The sequence below is a fragment of the Veillonella magna genome, assembly GCF_959600285.1.
Lineage (GTDB): Bacteria > Bacillota > Negativicutes > Veillonellales > Veillonellaceae > Veillonella_A > Veillonella_A magna.
The window spans coordinates 74,964-87,579 of the sequence record NZ_CAUGKU010000006.1 but is presented as its reverse complement, the minus strand read 5'-3'; the positions used below and the strand labels follow the sequence as shown (position 1 = coordinate 87,579).

Genomic DNA, 12,616 nt, shown 5'->3' with positions numbered 1-12,616 from the left:
TCACGGATAGATTGAGTTTATTATAGCGTGTTTCTCCAACTATTTCAATAGTCCGTTTCTAACTAACGCCGCTTCCCATTCGGCCTCTTTAAACCCAACCAGCACAGTATCTGGCAACACCAATATCGGACGCTTCACCAACATACCATTAGCTGCCAATAAAGAAATTTTTTCTTCTTCACTCATAGACGGCAATCTATCTTTCAGCTGTTCACTGCGATATATCTGCCCGGATGTATTAAAGAACGCTTTTAACTCCTTACCACTTTTAGGTTGCCATTCCCGTATTTCCGCCTTAGTCGGATTATCTTCCTTTATATCTCGCGCCGTAAAGTTGATTCCTTTATCCACTAAATACTTTTTTGCTTTACGGCAAGTAGTGCACTTAGGATACTCGATAAACAGCATACAATCTCTCCTTTTCTTGTGCGCTAAGAACTATGATTCCTTCTTAGACAATTCCACCATCATATCTTCCGTCAGCCCATTGGCAGCCAAGATATATTCTTTCAATTTACCTCTTTCATAGGCTACCTTCATAACGGGAATTTCGAAAGGATCCAAAACAACACTCATCAAAACCTCACCTGTATGGTAATAGCCTACGACGGCCTGTCCTTCATCAGGGTCTAAACAATCAACGGCGACGCGTTCGCAATACGGTTCCATTACTTTTGTAGCCTCGCGAATACAAAAATCGCGATCCTTTAAAAATTGTTCCGCTTCATCCGCCGGAATATCAAATATGTCAATATGTACTGTCTTATGCTTCCGTCCGCCATGACTGTCAGGGTTTACCGCTAACGGCGCACCGGCAAAATTATTTGCAGAGGTCATTTAATACCGACTCCTTTCCGGCTGCTTGTAAAAAGGCTACATAGCATTTTTTAGCTTCATAAATGTCGGCTTTACTTGTTACTTCCCACGGCGCATGCATACTCAATACAGCTACGCCGCAATCGATAACATTCATTCCGTATAATGCCATGATGTACGCAATAGTGCCGCCACCGCCAAGATCAACACGGCCTAATTCGGCTGTCTGGAAAGTAACTTTATTATCATCCATAATGCGACGCACCAAACTCATATATTCTGCATTGGCATCATTAGAACCGGATTTACCGCGCGCTCCGGTGAACTTATTAAAAACAACCCCTTTACCGAGGAATGCCGCATTTTTCTTTTCAAAGGCCGATGCATACAACGGATCATAACCGGCACTTACATCGGAAGAAAGCATCCGACTGTTTTCCAATGTACGGCGTACGGCCAACGGCGAGGTTATACCCATGCCTTCCAATAATTCAGCCACAATATTTTCAAAGAATCGTGACTGCATTCCTGTCGCCCCAACAGAACCGATCTCTTCTTTATCCACCAACAAGGTGCAACTAGTACGCGCTACCGTATCAACTTCCAGCATAGCCGCTAAAGAAGTGTATGCACATACGCGATCGTCTTGACCATAGGCGATAATCATACTACGATCGAAACCCATTTCCCGAGCTTTACCGGCCGGTACAATTTCCAATTCTGCTGACAACAAATCTTCCTCTTCGAAACCATATTCGTTAGTGAATACATCCTGCAAGAACTTGGTTACGCCTTCTTTCAACTCTCCCTTTACCGGACGACTGCCAATAAGCAAATCCAATGCTTCTCCTTCAATCACCTTGGCCGCTTTCTTTTCCATTTGCTCCTGACCTAAATGTGGTAACAAATCCGTTACGCAGAACACCGGATCTGTTTCTTTTTCCCCAATGGAAATGGGAATTACCGTACCATCTTTCTTGACAACCACCCCATGTAAGGCTAAGGGCATGGCTACCCAATGATATTTTTTTATGCCACCGTAGTAATGGGTATCAAAAAAAGCTAAATTGCTATCTTCGTAAAAAGGATTTTGTTTTACATCAAGGCGAGGTGAATCAATGTGAGCCCCTAAAATATTCATACCGTCTTCAATCGGCTCCGTTCCGATATTAAAAAGAGCTACTGCTTTTTTCATCTGCACCGCATACAGTTTATCACCTGCTTTAATGGCGTCTCCCTTTGCCAATACCTCTTTTAAATTACGATATCCTTTGGCTTCTGCCAATGCTACGGACTGCTGTACACATTCCCGTTCCGTTTTGCCTGCATCAAGAAAGGCCATATATTCATCGCATAATGCGTTAAGCGCCTTCATATCCTGTTCGTTATATTCATGCCATGCATATTTACGTTCCATACTATCCTTCCTTTCCTTGAGACTCCATTTGTGCTTTACGCGCCAAATAGCGTTCCCACTTTACTTTGTTTATATGTGCTTTCTTTTCGTATAGCGCCGTCATAAAAGGCGGAGCTTCCGTTATCGTCTTTGTAATATAAAACCGCGGTAATCTATGTCGTGCCATATATTTGCTAACACGCCACAATACGGCAAAATCACCGTGCTTTTTGCAGTGACCGATTGTCATTTGCTTATCTCTGGCGATGCGCTCCACACGTCGCAGCTGAAGTGGTTCCTGGCAGCGTGGACAATACACGCGATGTACCTTCGGTAATCGAAACCCTTCTTCTTTATCTTCGAAGTTTTCATAAATAAAGAAGGCCAACGGATCGGGAAAGTACACGGAATGTGTAGATTCACGCGTCAATTCATCGTAAATCGCCATTCCCTCCGCCAATGGTATTTGCTGACAAACACGACCGGTAAAAATAGAATCGTGCAATGCATCATGAGCCGTTAAATCATCGGAAGAAATAGATAATTCTTCCATGGCCCGCTTCAACGACACCTGCTCTTGATTACCATGCATGAAGTGTGCATATAACAGTTGAGCATCATACCATGGCAATCGCAACTGTCCCGGCAATTTATGTAATCGCAAATTATCGCGTAACATCGTAATATCATCTACGCCCCAAGTCAGTAGCACCACATCATCACCACACCATGCATCGAATCGTCGAAATGCTGTGACAAAGTCGGTCCCCAACGCCAAATCTTCATTTGTGATATGAGTTAATCGCTGTACATGACAATGCATTCGCTTCAAATATTTTGGTTTCACAATACAGTTAAAGCTATCTATGTGATGAAATTTTGCATCCAGCTTAATTGCTCCGATTTGAATAATTTCACCGGCCAAAGGCATACCTGTACGCTTGATGAAACTTATATCATTATCATACGGCTGATTCCACTCTAAATCAAATATTACATACTCCATATCTACCTACTATTCCTGTTTCTGCAATAAAGTATGAGCTGCCTCCAAAACAGTCTCCTCAGATATAACGCCAAGACCTTTGTACTTTCCTTCGCGTATAATCTGCTTCATACTTTTGCCGATTTCATAGTCTGTCATTGATTCAAGAACAATACACTTCGTTGTATACGGTCCGTAAAATTTAGGATTTGACGGACCATACAGAGCAACTACCGGCACTTGTTGGCTGACAGCTACATGCATAGGACCCGAATCATTGGTGATGAACAAACGGCAACGCTTAATCGCTTCCGCTAATTCCCCTAATCCCAAGCGACCTGTCATGACAATCGGTGTATGCGACATACCGGCAACTACCTCCGACACCATTTCTTCGTCCATAGGTCCCCCGAAGAATACCGGTACATAGCCTTCATCAGCCAATGTATCGGCAATGGCTGCAAAACGCTCCTTAGGCCAACGTTTTTCCGGTACTGCGCTTCCTACATTAAAACCAACCAGCGTATCGGATGCCGATACTCCTTGGGCCTCATATAAATCATCTACCGTAGACTGCCACTGCGGACAACTAAAAATCTGCAATCCCTTATTCGGCACAATGGGTACCTTGAGCTGCTCCAACACATTGATATACATATCAGCCGCATGACGCGTACGTCTATCTAATCGTGTATACGTTGTCATCCACGGACGAAATAAAAAGTGACTCATCCCCACGGTTTTCTTAGCACCGATAGCCCATGCCAAAAAGGACGTTCGCTCGTTAGGATGTAAATTAATCACCACATCCGGCTGCACCTTGCAATGAATATTTCGTGCAATATGATACAACGCCCCTATACTGTTATCCTTTCCCTTTTTATCAACCGTTATAATTTCATCGATGTACGGGTTATACAGCATAACATCTTTAAGTTTCTCATCCATTACATACGTAATATGACTATCCGGGGCAGCCTGTCGTAACACATACATGAAGGGGGTCGTCAAAATTACATCGCCTAAATGCATCAAAAATGTAACGACAATGCGTTTATGGTTTAATTCCATGGTTTGACACCTCCTCATAGAGCGACCACACGTCATCTACCGTAATTTGCTTCATACACTCCGGATCATCTACCAAGGGATGTTCCGGGGTTGCTTTGCTGGTAGGAGAAATAAGACAATGCACATGTGCACCGCCGTACGGCCCCGTCCTCTGCGGCGAAGTGGGACCAAACAGAGCAATCAACGGAACTTTCAGCGCATTGGCTATATGTAACGGTCCCGTGTCGGCACTCACATACATAGAGGCTCCGGCTATAAGTTCTATTAGTCCCTGCAATGTAGTTTTCCCCGTCATATCAATACAATACGTTGTACCCGCGATATCCCTAATAGACATTGCCTTTGCTTTTTCTGCCGAGGAACCTACGAGCACCGTATACATTCCTTTTTCTGCCCATCGCTTACACAAAAAACCATAATTCCCAGAAGGCCACTCCTTAACCGCCCAGCGTGCCCCCGGAGCTACGACGATGTAAGGCATGCCTTTCGGCATACCGTGCATCTGCAACATTGTATTTACTGCATCAGCTTCTTTGGGATCTCGGCGCAATGGAAATTCTACCCTATCTACCGTACCGCCTAAGGCGCGTACAGTATCCAGATAACGCTCAATCACATGCCCCATTTTATGAGGCCCTACCAATGCTCTATTAATCAAACCGCTACCTTCGCGCAATTCCCAATAGCCATAATGCTCCTTCGCTCCCGACAACCAAGCAACCAAAGCGCTTTTTGCTAAACATTGTAAATCCAAACACATGTCAAACTCATGACGGTGTAACTCTTTTCGCAACTGCCACAGATACGGCAAGGATGTGAGTTTCTTTTTATCAATGTATATAATTTCATCTATCCATGGTTTGCCAGGCAAGACTTGACTGAATTGTTCATGCACTGCCCACGTAATATGAGCGTCCGGCCAATTTTTGCGAATAGCATACAATGTGGGTAATGCGTGAATAACATCACCGAGAGAACTCATTTTTATAATTAAAATTCGTTTATACGCTTTCATCGTATCCTCTTTTCGCTAAAATGGGGAGCAAGAAATCCGCTAAATCGATACCTTCAAACAAGTATCCGTCCATACCGGCCGCCTCAGCAGTAGCAACGTCGCTAGGTTTATCACCAATCATAAAGCTGTGCGCCACATCCACCTGATGCTCACGCACCGCCTGTAACACTAAACCGGGGAGCGGCTTACGGCATTCACAAGATTTTGTATACGCCGGTACTACTCCTTTTTCATGATGTGGACAATAATAGAATGCTGTGATTGGTGCTCCCGCAGCAGCCAGTTGTTCCCCCATATACCGGTGCAAAGTTTGTACATCGTCTTCCGTATAATACCCTCGCGCCACACCACTTTGATTGGTAATAACAATTAATTGATAACCGGCCTCTACCGCTACCTTCAGAGCCTTTATTGCGCCCTGCATAAATTTCATGTCCTCAATGCGATGTAAATAGTGGACATCTACATTAATAACTCCGTCACGATCGAGAAAAAGTGTTTTTCTCACGACTGTCCTCCCTCTTTCATCCCACATACTACACTAATGTTTATACACCAGTTCGCTAACGCAGGTATCCTTCATTATGATCCAATAACTCGCAATATTCGGCTACCGCTTCTTCCAGTGGCGTAAAGCCTTTATCATATCCGGCTGCCAATAATTTGGTCGTATCTGCTTCTGTAAAGCTTTGATATTTTCCCTTTAATACTTCCGGGAACGGAATATAGCGAATAGTACCCTTGCCCGCATAGGCTATTACCGCCTTCATGAATCGATTGAAGCTTTTTGCTTCACCAGTTCCGCAGTTGTAAATTCCGCTCAATTCCGGATGTTCCCAGAAAAATAAATTGACATTAACTACGTCCTTTACATAAATAAAATCACGTACCTGTTCACCGTCACCATAACCATCCGTGCCTTCAAACAGAGTTATTTCACCGGTTTCTTGCAATTTATAAAACATTTGACGTACTAATGACGCCATCTTATCTTTGTGATTTTCATTAGGTCCGAATACATTAAAATACCGCAACCCTACCACCTGTGATTGTAAGGAATCCTTACATCGGCGAACGTAACGGTCGAAAAATAATTTAGAATACGCATAAGGATTCAATGCTTCTTCACAGGCAGCTTCCTCGCGAAAGCCTTTATTTCCATGACCGTAAGTAGATGCAGATGATGCGTAAATAAACGGAATTCGATGCTCTTGGGCAAAATGGAACAAATTTTTCGTTCCTTCAAAATTATTCTTCATCATATAGCGGCCGTCGTAATTCATTGTATCCGCACAGGCCCCTTGATGAAAAATAACTTCTAGCGGGCCTACATCTAGCGTCCCATTGGCAACTGCTTCATCAAAATCAAGACAATCCACATAATCATAGAAATCCAACATCTGCAAATTTCTGATTTTTCGTCCGTCTGTTAAATCATCAACAATCAAAATATCATTACGGCCGCGATTATTTAATTCTTTTACTATATTGCTGCCAATAAATCCGGCCCCGCCTGTTACTAGTATCATAGTTTTCCCTCCTTCACCAAAGCTTTAATACGCTCAATAATGCCCGTCGTAGAATATCCGTCCTTAAATGGTAAAATTTCTACGCGATCTACGTATTCACCGCCGATAACATTCTCCGGCGTATAGTCACCGCCTTTAACTAAAATGTTAGGTCTTAATTCACTAAGGAGCTCCGCCGGTGTATCTTCATCAAAGAATACCACGCCGGACACAAATCCCAACGCCTGCATCATAGTTGCGCGATCGGTTTCATTATTGATAGGTCGTGCTTCACCTTTCAAACGTTTTACAGATGCATCGGAATTAAGTGCCACCACCAGATGATCTCCCAACTTTGCAGCCGCTTCCAAATACGAAATATGTCCGCAGTGAAGAATGTCAAAACAACCATTAGTAAAAACTACCGTATCACCATCATTTTGCCATTGTCTAATCTGTTGTGCCATCGAGTGCCGATCGTAAAAATCAACGGCACGTCGACGCCGCTGACGCACGTTGCGCCATAACTCCAACAGTTCCCGACGATGAATTGGATAGGTGCCTACCTTCGATACAACAATGCCGGCAGCACCGTTTGCTACGTGTAAAGCAGCACGCATAGTAAGACCTGCGGCAATTGCTGTAATAATCATAGCCACAACCGTATCACCGGCACCGCTTACATCAAATACTTCTTGCTGCGTTGCCTGACTATGCCAAATTTTACCCGTCCGCCCAACAACGGTAATCCCTTTGGCAGAACGTGTTGCCACGACATAATCAAGCTGTACCGTGGTCAATACATTTTTAGCTGCCTTGACGATAGCTTCATCTGTATTGGCCACTGCATAGCCTACACGTTCCGACAACTCTTTTACATTCGGAGTAATAAAGGTAGCTCCGTTATATTTTGTCCAATCATTTCCCTTAGGATCAACGATAGTAGTAATATTATATTCTCTGGCGATGGAGAGGATTGTTTCTAACATTTGCGGGGTACATACACCTTTGCCATAGTCGGAAATAACAATACCATCCAATCCCGTCTTCGCTTTTTCCTCAAGCCAAGTAATAATGTGTTTCGCTTCTCCCTTAGCTATATCACGCGGTTCTTCAAAATCCAGGCGCAACATTTGCTGCCGTGCGCCTAAGATACGCATTTTAGTCGTTGTATGGCGACTATCTTCGTAAAGAACACCGCTATCATCAATACCATTCTCTTTCAAAAGACGCTGTAATAAGGGACTATGTTCATCATTACCGGCTAATCCTGCCAAAAATACATGGCAGTCCAAATTTGCCAAATTGGATGCTACATTAGCCGCGCCACCCAGTACTTCACGAATATCCGTCACTCGATTTACCGGTACCGGTGCTTCCGGCGAAATACGCCCCACATCGCCAAACACATATCTGTCAACCATGATATCGCCAATAACGGCAATAGAAAGCTCCGGCAGCTTTGTTGTTAAAAAATCATTTATCGTCTGCGTTACCATAATCCTCTTCCACCAATTCGCATATAATATGGCCTACCAAAATATGCATTTCCTGAATCCGTGCCGTAACTTTAGACGGCACTGCTAACGTGATATCACACAAAGACGATAATTTCCCACCGCCTTCACCGGTGAAAGCAATTGTATGCATACCTATATCACGGGCCTTTTCCACAGCCTTTACTACATTTTTACTGTTGCCGGAGGTGGAAATACCAATCAGCACATCGCCGGAACGCCCCAAACCTTCTACTTGCCGAGCGAATACTTCTTCATAGCCGTAATCATTAGCCACTGCTGTTAGGATAGATGTATCTGTCGTCAATGCTACCGCCGCTAAGGAGCGTCGTTCTTTCTGAAATCTACCGATCAACTCTGCCGCTAGGTGCTGTGCATCGGCAGCGGAACCGCCATTGCCGCAAAACAATATTTTTTGTCCTGCTGTTAAGGCAGCCCGACATCGCTCGGCTATATCACTGATGACCTCCATCTGTTCCATCGTCTGTCCAAAAACATCCAGATGATCACTAAATCGCTGTGCGATTAATCCTTGTATTGCTTCGTTCATGCCAGCCACTCCTTCATAACCCGTTCAGCATTCCGCCATGCCATTTTTTCTATTGCCTCTTCCGGTAATCCCGCTTCGGCTAAAGACGTAAACAATCGCGGTACATCCGCAGCATTTTCAATTTCCGTGTCCGGTCTGATACCATCGAAATCAGTTCCCAGTGCCAACACATCACTGCCGCCTACCTGATATATATGCATCGTGTGACGTACCATATCTCGAATCTGACTTACCCTTGACTCTCCCAAAAATGCCTGGGCAAAGTTAAGTCCGATAACGCCACCCTTTTCCGCTATACTCCGAATCTGTTCATCTGTTAAATTTCTTGTATGCGGCGTCAAGGCGCGTGCGTTGGAATGTGAAGCAATTAACGGTTTTTTCATCATATCCACAAGCTGGAACATCCCCGCATCATTTAGATGCGAACAATCTACCATAATCCCTAATTCTTCCATATACTCTACAAAAGCTACTCCTGTCTTGGTAAGCCCTTTACCCTCATATTCCGGTCCATGAGGATAAGATAGTCCATTAGGAAAATTCCAACTAATAGTAATTAGGCGAACACCATCGTCATAGGCCTTCTTTAATTTTTCCAAGCTACCGCCGAACACGCCACCTTCTTCTACAGATAACAATGCGCCGAGTACACCATCACGACGACACGCTTTATACTCATCATAGCTTTTCACATGACGAATATAAGGACTGTATAATTCCATCTGCTTTGCAAATACCTGACGCATGGCCTCATAGCGAGCATAAGGATCCGCTTCGTGATCCAATTCCACAAATAGAGCAAAGTCCTGCAGATAGTAACCACCGCGTTTTAATTTTTCTATATCTATTTTCCAGCAATTATTCATTAAATCTCCCATGCCGGGATGATTTATAAGTTGCATAATCGTATCACAGTGTAAATCAATCATCACTGTCTCCTTGCTGACGCCGTCCGCGTCTGTTATTGCTAAGTTTCTTCAGCTGCTCCAGTTCATCCATGAAGCTGTCAATATTATCAAACTTACGATATACCGATGCGAAACGCACATAGGCTACTTGATCGATATCGCGCAACTGATCCAACACCAATTCTCCAATACGTTCAGTAGGTACTTCCATTTTACCCTCGCTGCGAAGCGATTCTTCCACGGACTTCACAATTCCTTCCAATACTTCACTGTCAATGCCACGCTTATTACAAGAGCGACTAATGCCCCGTAATAATTTATTAGCATCAAACATTTCCGTACCACCGCTACGTTTAATCACAGCCAATGGCGGACGATCGATATATTCATATGTTGTAAAACGACGGCCGCAACTCATACACTGTCGACGACGACGAATACTCTTGCCATCATCTGTTGCCCGTGAATCCGTTACACGGCTGTCTTCATGCTTACAATAGGGACATCTCATAGTCGCACTTCACCTCTTTTTCAACATATTGCCGGCCCTACTCTATTTACGCAAATATTCTTTGCTACGGGCTGCAATTTCTTCAATAAAAGTATCTAACATTTCATAACGTTTGCGATACATATTACGCTTATGTGTCTTAGCCGTTTCATAGGTTTTACGCTCTTCCTCCAAGGGAATCCGATAAAAACGAGCATCCTCAGGACACACCGTTCCCCCCATCTCTTCCCAAAACGGATCAAAGCGAACTTTTTTAGATCGATTTCCTCGAATCAAATGTGTATTTGTATAAAAGCCTTCGTCCGACACGGCATACAGCGAATGTATTCCCATGTTTGTAGCCAGCTGCCGCAGTAAAAAGAACATGAAATTTTTCGGACGATACCCAAACATCTTTTTGGTTAATTTTTTGGCATTCGCCAATCCTTCACGGCAACCTTGTATAGTCCCAATCCAAATGCATGGTTCCTTTTTATAGCCATAGCCGAGACGGAAATTAATATGATAAATTCCTTGGTCACCCATAAAAAGGAATAAGCTTAGGAATCCTTCCTTGCGTTGTCCCGTGTGAAACCATAACGTAGCGCGTAAATCCAACTCTTCATTACTCCAAATCACAACTTCTTGCGACTGGTCGTTAGTGTACATCCGACGAATGGCTTCTGTCGTAAAATACTGAGGCAATCTATCAAAATGATCCATAATACACTGCAAACGTTCCTTTGCCGTAGAGTTTTTATATAAAAAGATACGATTGATTACTTCATAGATCCCCACATGTTCTTCCAGCAAACCGGGAAAGGCCGTGTAGGTATCAAAGTATGCTTTTAACGCCTGCAACTGGCTGTAGTTTTTATAAGAACGTAACGTATGTAGAAAAATCCGTCGTTTTTCTCTCCAGCTATGATATCCGTAAATTTCGCGACCCTGTCGCCATTGCTTCTTTGCATAAGTTAACACAAAAAATCCTCCTATATCACCTATTCGGTTTTTAATTACTTCATCCCGCTCTTGCTTAACGCCCTAGCAAACGACTCCAAAAGCTTTTCTTAGGTTCTTCTATATACGCCTTAACCGCCTTGCGGAACCGTTTCGTTTTTAAATCGTTGAACAAAGCTTCTTCCATATCCTCATCCACTTGTTTATCTGAGGTAAATCCGGCATTTACTACTTTTTCTTTTTCCAGGTCATACGGCACGGCACGTAATAATCGGCGATTATCTTCAACAATATCCAGACACGTTTTCCAAACTGCATCGCCTTGTTCCGTATTAAGTTGCACGATAGTCAAGCCTCGATTATCTGCGGCAAAACTATCATCCACCGCCGACCACGCATCACTTATCGTAAAGTCAGACAAATGATGCGGCTTACGGAATTGACAACTCCGACAAGACGGCCGATAGCCATAGCCCTTCTCATATAATTGTACATACGAATTTCTTTGTGCTAATTCAAAAATCTTAACACTGGGCTTGCAGAATATTTTGACATACGGCTCTTTATAACCTTTATACTTTTCCCGAACCCGTAATGATACAACCGGTTCACCGTAATCCTTGTACAGTCCTTCCAAGTAGTACGCTAACAAGCGTGGCGAACTGACGCCGGAACATACGAAATCAATGGTAATCAGCGTTTCGTATTCACGTCCCAAAAAGGCTAAGAATCCCTCTATCTGACAAGGCGTCCCTGCATATAACACCCATTTACCATCATTAAGGAGAGCTCTAGCCTCTCGCATAGTATGTTTTGTATCACTTTGCGAAAGCTTAACCCCTTGCAATTTAAAAATATCATTTAACTCGGTAGCACTGCGATGGCGCAACTCCATATCCGGGGAAAAAGAAGCGCCGAATACGGTACCTCCTTTCTCAATGACATATCGCGCCAACATAGCAAAGATAGCGCCACCTGCTGCCGGCTCCAAAAATCCTTCATGCTCATAACAGGTCAAATACACTGTAGACTCGGATGTTAACGTCATCAGCGGCGTCAACGGAGGGCAAGCTGCTTCGCAAGCACCGCAAGAAATGCACACCGCCGTATCGATGTTAGGATATAAAAATCCTCGTTCATCGGGGACCATTGTTATACAATTCATCGGACAGGCATTATAGCAGGCACCACACCCATTGCATTCTTCTCTTGCCAACTCAAGCATACTTGACTCCTTCCTACTACGGCTTGTAGCCATCACCACTGCAGGGCATTATAAAATACAGTATCTACATTCATCCATTTATTATACAACATATTGCTCCGTTTATTAAGTAGTCCCTCTATAATCCGTAAGAAAACTAAAAACAGCTCTTCAGGGTATATCTTACCCTGAAGAG

The 12,616-nt window shown here is 43.6% G+C and carries 14 protein-coding genes; all 14 read right to left on the bottom strand.

Features of this window, described 5'->3' with window-relative positions; translation table 11 throughout:
* Positions 1-39: 39 nt before the first annotated feature.
* Genes Q5873_RS04850 through Q5873_RS04785 form a run of 14 tightly spaced genes read right to left on the bottom strand, consistent with a single transcriptional unit; the run spans position 40 to position 12,441 of the window.
* Positions 40-408, bottom strand: a complete 369-nt coding sequence (locus Q5873_RS04850) for an arsenate reductase family protein (protein ID WP_303059567.1) — start codon at positions 406-408, stop codon at positions 40-42.
* 30 nt (positions 409-438) lie between these two features.
* Complete coding sequence (locus tag Q5873_RS04845) at positions 439-837, bottom strand: hypothetical protein (RefSeq protein ID WP_288300851.1); 399 nt, start codon at positions 835-837, stop codon at positions 439-441.
* Positions 821-2,233, bottom strand: coding sequence for an aminopeptidase (locus tag Q5873_RS04840; protein ID WP_288300849.1), 1,413 nt, complete (start codon positions 2,231-2,233; stop codon positions 821-823). Before Q5873_RS04840 ends, Q5873_RS04845 begins: the two co-directional genes overlap by 17 nt.
* 1 nt (position 2,234) lies before the next feature.
* Positions 2,235-3,218: a 3'-5' exonuclease gene (locus tag Q5873_RS04835; protein WP_288300848.1), complete on the bottom strand. Its 984-nt coding sequence runs from the start codon at positions 3,216-3,218 to the stop codon at positions 2,235-2,237.
* 9 nt (positions 3,219-3,227) lie between these two features.
* Positions 3,228-4,268, bottom strand: a complete 1,041-nt coding sequence (locus Q5873_RS04830; protein ID WP_303059565.1) for a glycosyltransferase family 9 protein — start codon at positions 4,266-4,268, stop codon at positions 3,228-3,230.
* Positions 4,252-5,283 carry a glycosyltransferase family 9 protein gene (locus tag Q5873_RS04825; RefSeq protein WP_303059564.1) on the bottom strand — a complete coding sequence of 344 codons (1,032 nt, stop codon included), beginning with the start codon at positions 5,281-5,283 and terminating at the stop codon, positions 4,252-4,254. The genes Q5873_RS04830 and Q5873_RS04825 overlap by 17 nt, the downstream gene beginning before the upstream one ends.
* Positions 5,270-5,791 carry a D-glycero-alpha-D-manno-heptose-1,7-bisphosphate 7-phosphatase gene (locus Q5873_RS04820; protein WP_303059562.1) on the bottom strand — a complete coding sequence of 174 codons (522 nt, stop codon included), beginning with the start codon at positions 5,789-5,791 and terminating at the stop codon, positions 5,270-5,272. The genes Q5873_RS04825 and Q5873_RS04820 overlap by 14 nt, the downstream gene beginning before the upstream one ends.
* A gap of 55 nt (positions 5,792-5,846) precedes the next feature.
* Positions 5,847-6,812, bottom strand: coding sequence for an ADP-glyceromanno-heptose 6-epimerase (gene rfaD / locus Q5873_RS04815; RefSeq protein ID WP_288189866.1), 966 nt, complete (start codon positions 6,810-6,812; stop codon positions 5,847-5,849).
* Positions 6,809-8,290, bottom strand: a complete 1,482-nt coding sequence (rfaE1, locus tag Q5873_RS04810; protein ID WP_303059560.1) for a D-glycero-beta-D-manno-heptose-7-phosphate kinase — start codon at positions 8,288-8,290, stop codon at positions 6,809-6,811. The genes rfaD and rfaE1 overlap by 4 nt, the downstream gene beginning before the upstream one ends.
* Complete coding sequence (gene gmhA / locus Q5873_RS04805; RefSeq protein ID WP_205087375.1) at positions 8,268-8,858, bottom strand: D-sedoheptulose 7-phosphate isomerase; 591 nt, start codon at positions 8,856-8,858, stop codon at positions 8,268-8,270. The genes rfaE1 and gmhA overlap by 23 nt, the downstream gene beginning before the upstream one ends.
* The gene (locus Q5873_RS04800) at positions 8,855-9,787 is read right to left on the bottom strand and encodes a dipeptidase (RefSeq protein ID WP_303059558.1); all 933 of its coding nucleotides are present in this window, start codon (positions 9,785-9,787) and stop codon (positions 8,855-8,857) included. Before Q5873_RS04800 ends, gmhA begins: the two co-directional genes overlap by 4 nt.
* The gene (nrdR, locus tag Q5873_RS04795; RefSeq protein WP_028255642.1) at positions 9,780-10,277 is read right to left on the bottom strand and encodes a transcriptional regulator NrdR; all 498 of its coding nucleotides are present in this window, start codon (positions 10,275-10,277) and stop codon (positions 9,780-9,782) included. Before nrdR ends, Q5873_RS04800 begins: the two co-directional genes overlap by 8 nt.
* Positions 10,278-10,319: 42 nt before the next feature.
* A complete protein-coding gene (locus Q5873_RS04790; protein ID WP_303059556.1) occupies positions 10,320-11,237 on the bottom strand; it encodes a VirK/YbjX family protein in 918 nt (305 codons plus the stop codon).
* A 55-nt stretch (positions 11,238-11,292) separates the two neighbouring features.
* Complete coding sequence (locus tag Q5873_RS04785) at positions 11,293-12,441, bottom strand: Coenzyme F420 hydrogenase/dehydrogenase, beta subunit C-terminal domain (RefSeq protein WP_303059554.1); 1,149 nt, start codon at positions 12,439-12,441, stop codon at positions 11,293-11,295.
* Between the last annotated feature and the right edge of the window lie 175 nt (positions 12,442-12,616).

What these genes read in the sequence shown, in the direction of transcription:
- Q5873_RS04850 (WP_303059567.1), bottom strand. Translation starts at nt 408, where the DNA reads ATGCTGTTTATCGAGTATCCTAAGTGCACTACTTGCCGTAAAGCAAAA.
- Q5873_RS04845 (WP_288300851.1), bottom strand. Translation starts at nt 837, where the DNA reads ATGACCTCTGCAAATAATTTTGCCGGTGCGCCGTTAGCGGTAAACCCT.
- Q5873_RS04840 (WP_288300849.1), bottom strand. Translation starts at nt 2,233, where the DNA reads ATGGAACGTAAATATGCATGGCATGAATATAACGAACAGGATATGAAG.
- Q5873_RS04835 (WP_288300848.1), bottom strand. Translation starts at nt 3,218, where the DNA reads ATGGAGTATGTAATATTTGATTTAGAGTGGAATCAGCCGTATGATAAT.
- Q5873_RS04830 (WP_303059565.1), bottom strand. Translation starts at nt 4,268, where the DNA reads ATGGAATTAAACCATAAACGCATTGTCGTTACATTTTTGATGCATTTA.
- Q5873_RS04825 (WP_303059564.1), bottom strand. Translation starts at nt 5,283, where the DNA reads ATGAAAGCGTATAAACGAATTTTAATTATAAAAATGAGTTCTCTCGGT.
- rfaD (WP_288189866.1), bottom strand. Translation starts at nt 6,812, where the DNA reads ATGATACTAGTAACAGGCGGGGCCGGATTTATTGGCAGCAATATAGTA.
- rfaE1 (WP_303059560.1), bottom strand. Translation starts at nt 8,290, where the DNA reads ATGGTAACGCAGACGATAAATGATTTTTTAACAACAAAGCTGCCGGAG.
- gmhA (WP_205087375.1), bottom strand. Translation starts at nt 8,858, where the DNA reads ATGAACGAAGCAATACAAGGATTAATCGCACAGCGATTTAGTGATCAT.
- Q5873_RS04800 (WP_303059558.1), bottom strand. Translation starts at nt 9,787, where the DNA reads ATGATTGATTTACACTGTGATACGATTATGCAACTTATAAATCATCCC.
- nrdR (WP_028255642.1), bottom strand. Translation starts at nt 10,277, where the DNA reads ATGAGATGTCCCTATTGTAAGCATGAAGACAGCCGTGTAACGGATTCA.
- Q5873_RS04785 (WP_303059554.1), bottom strand. Translation starts at nt 12,441, where the DNA reads ATGCTTGAGTTGGCAAGAGAAGAATGCAATGGGTGTGGTGCCTGCTAT.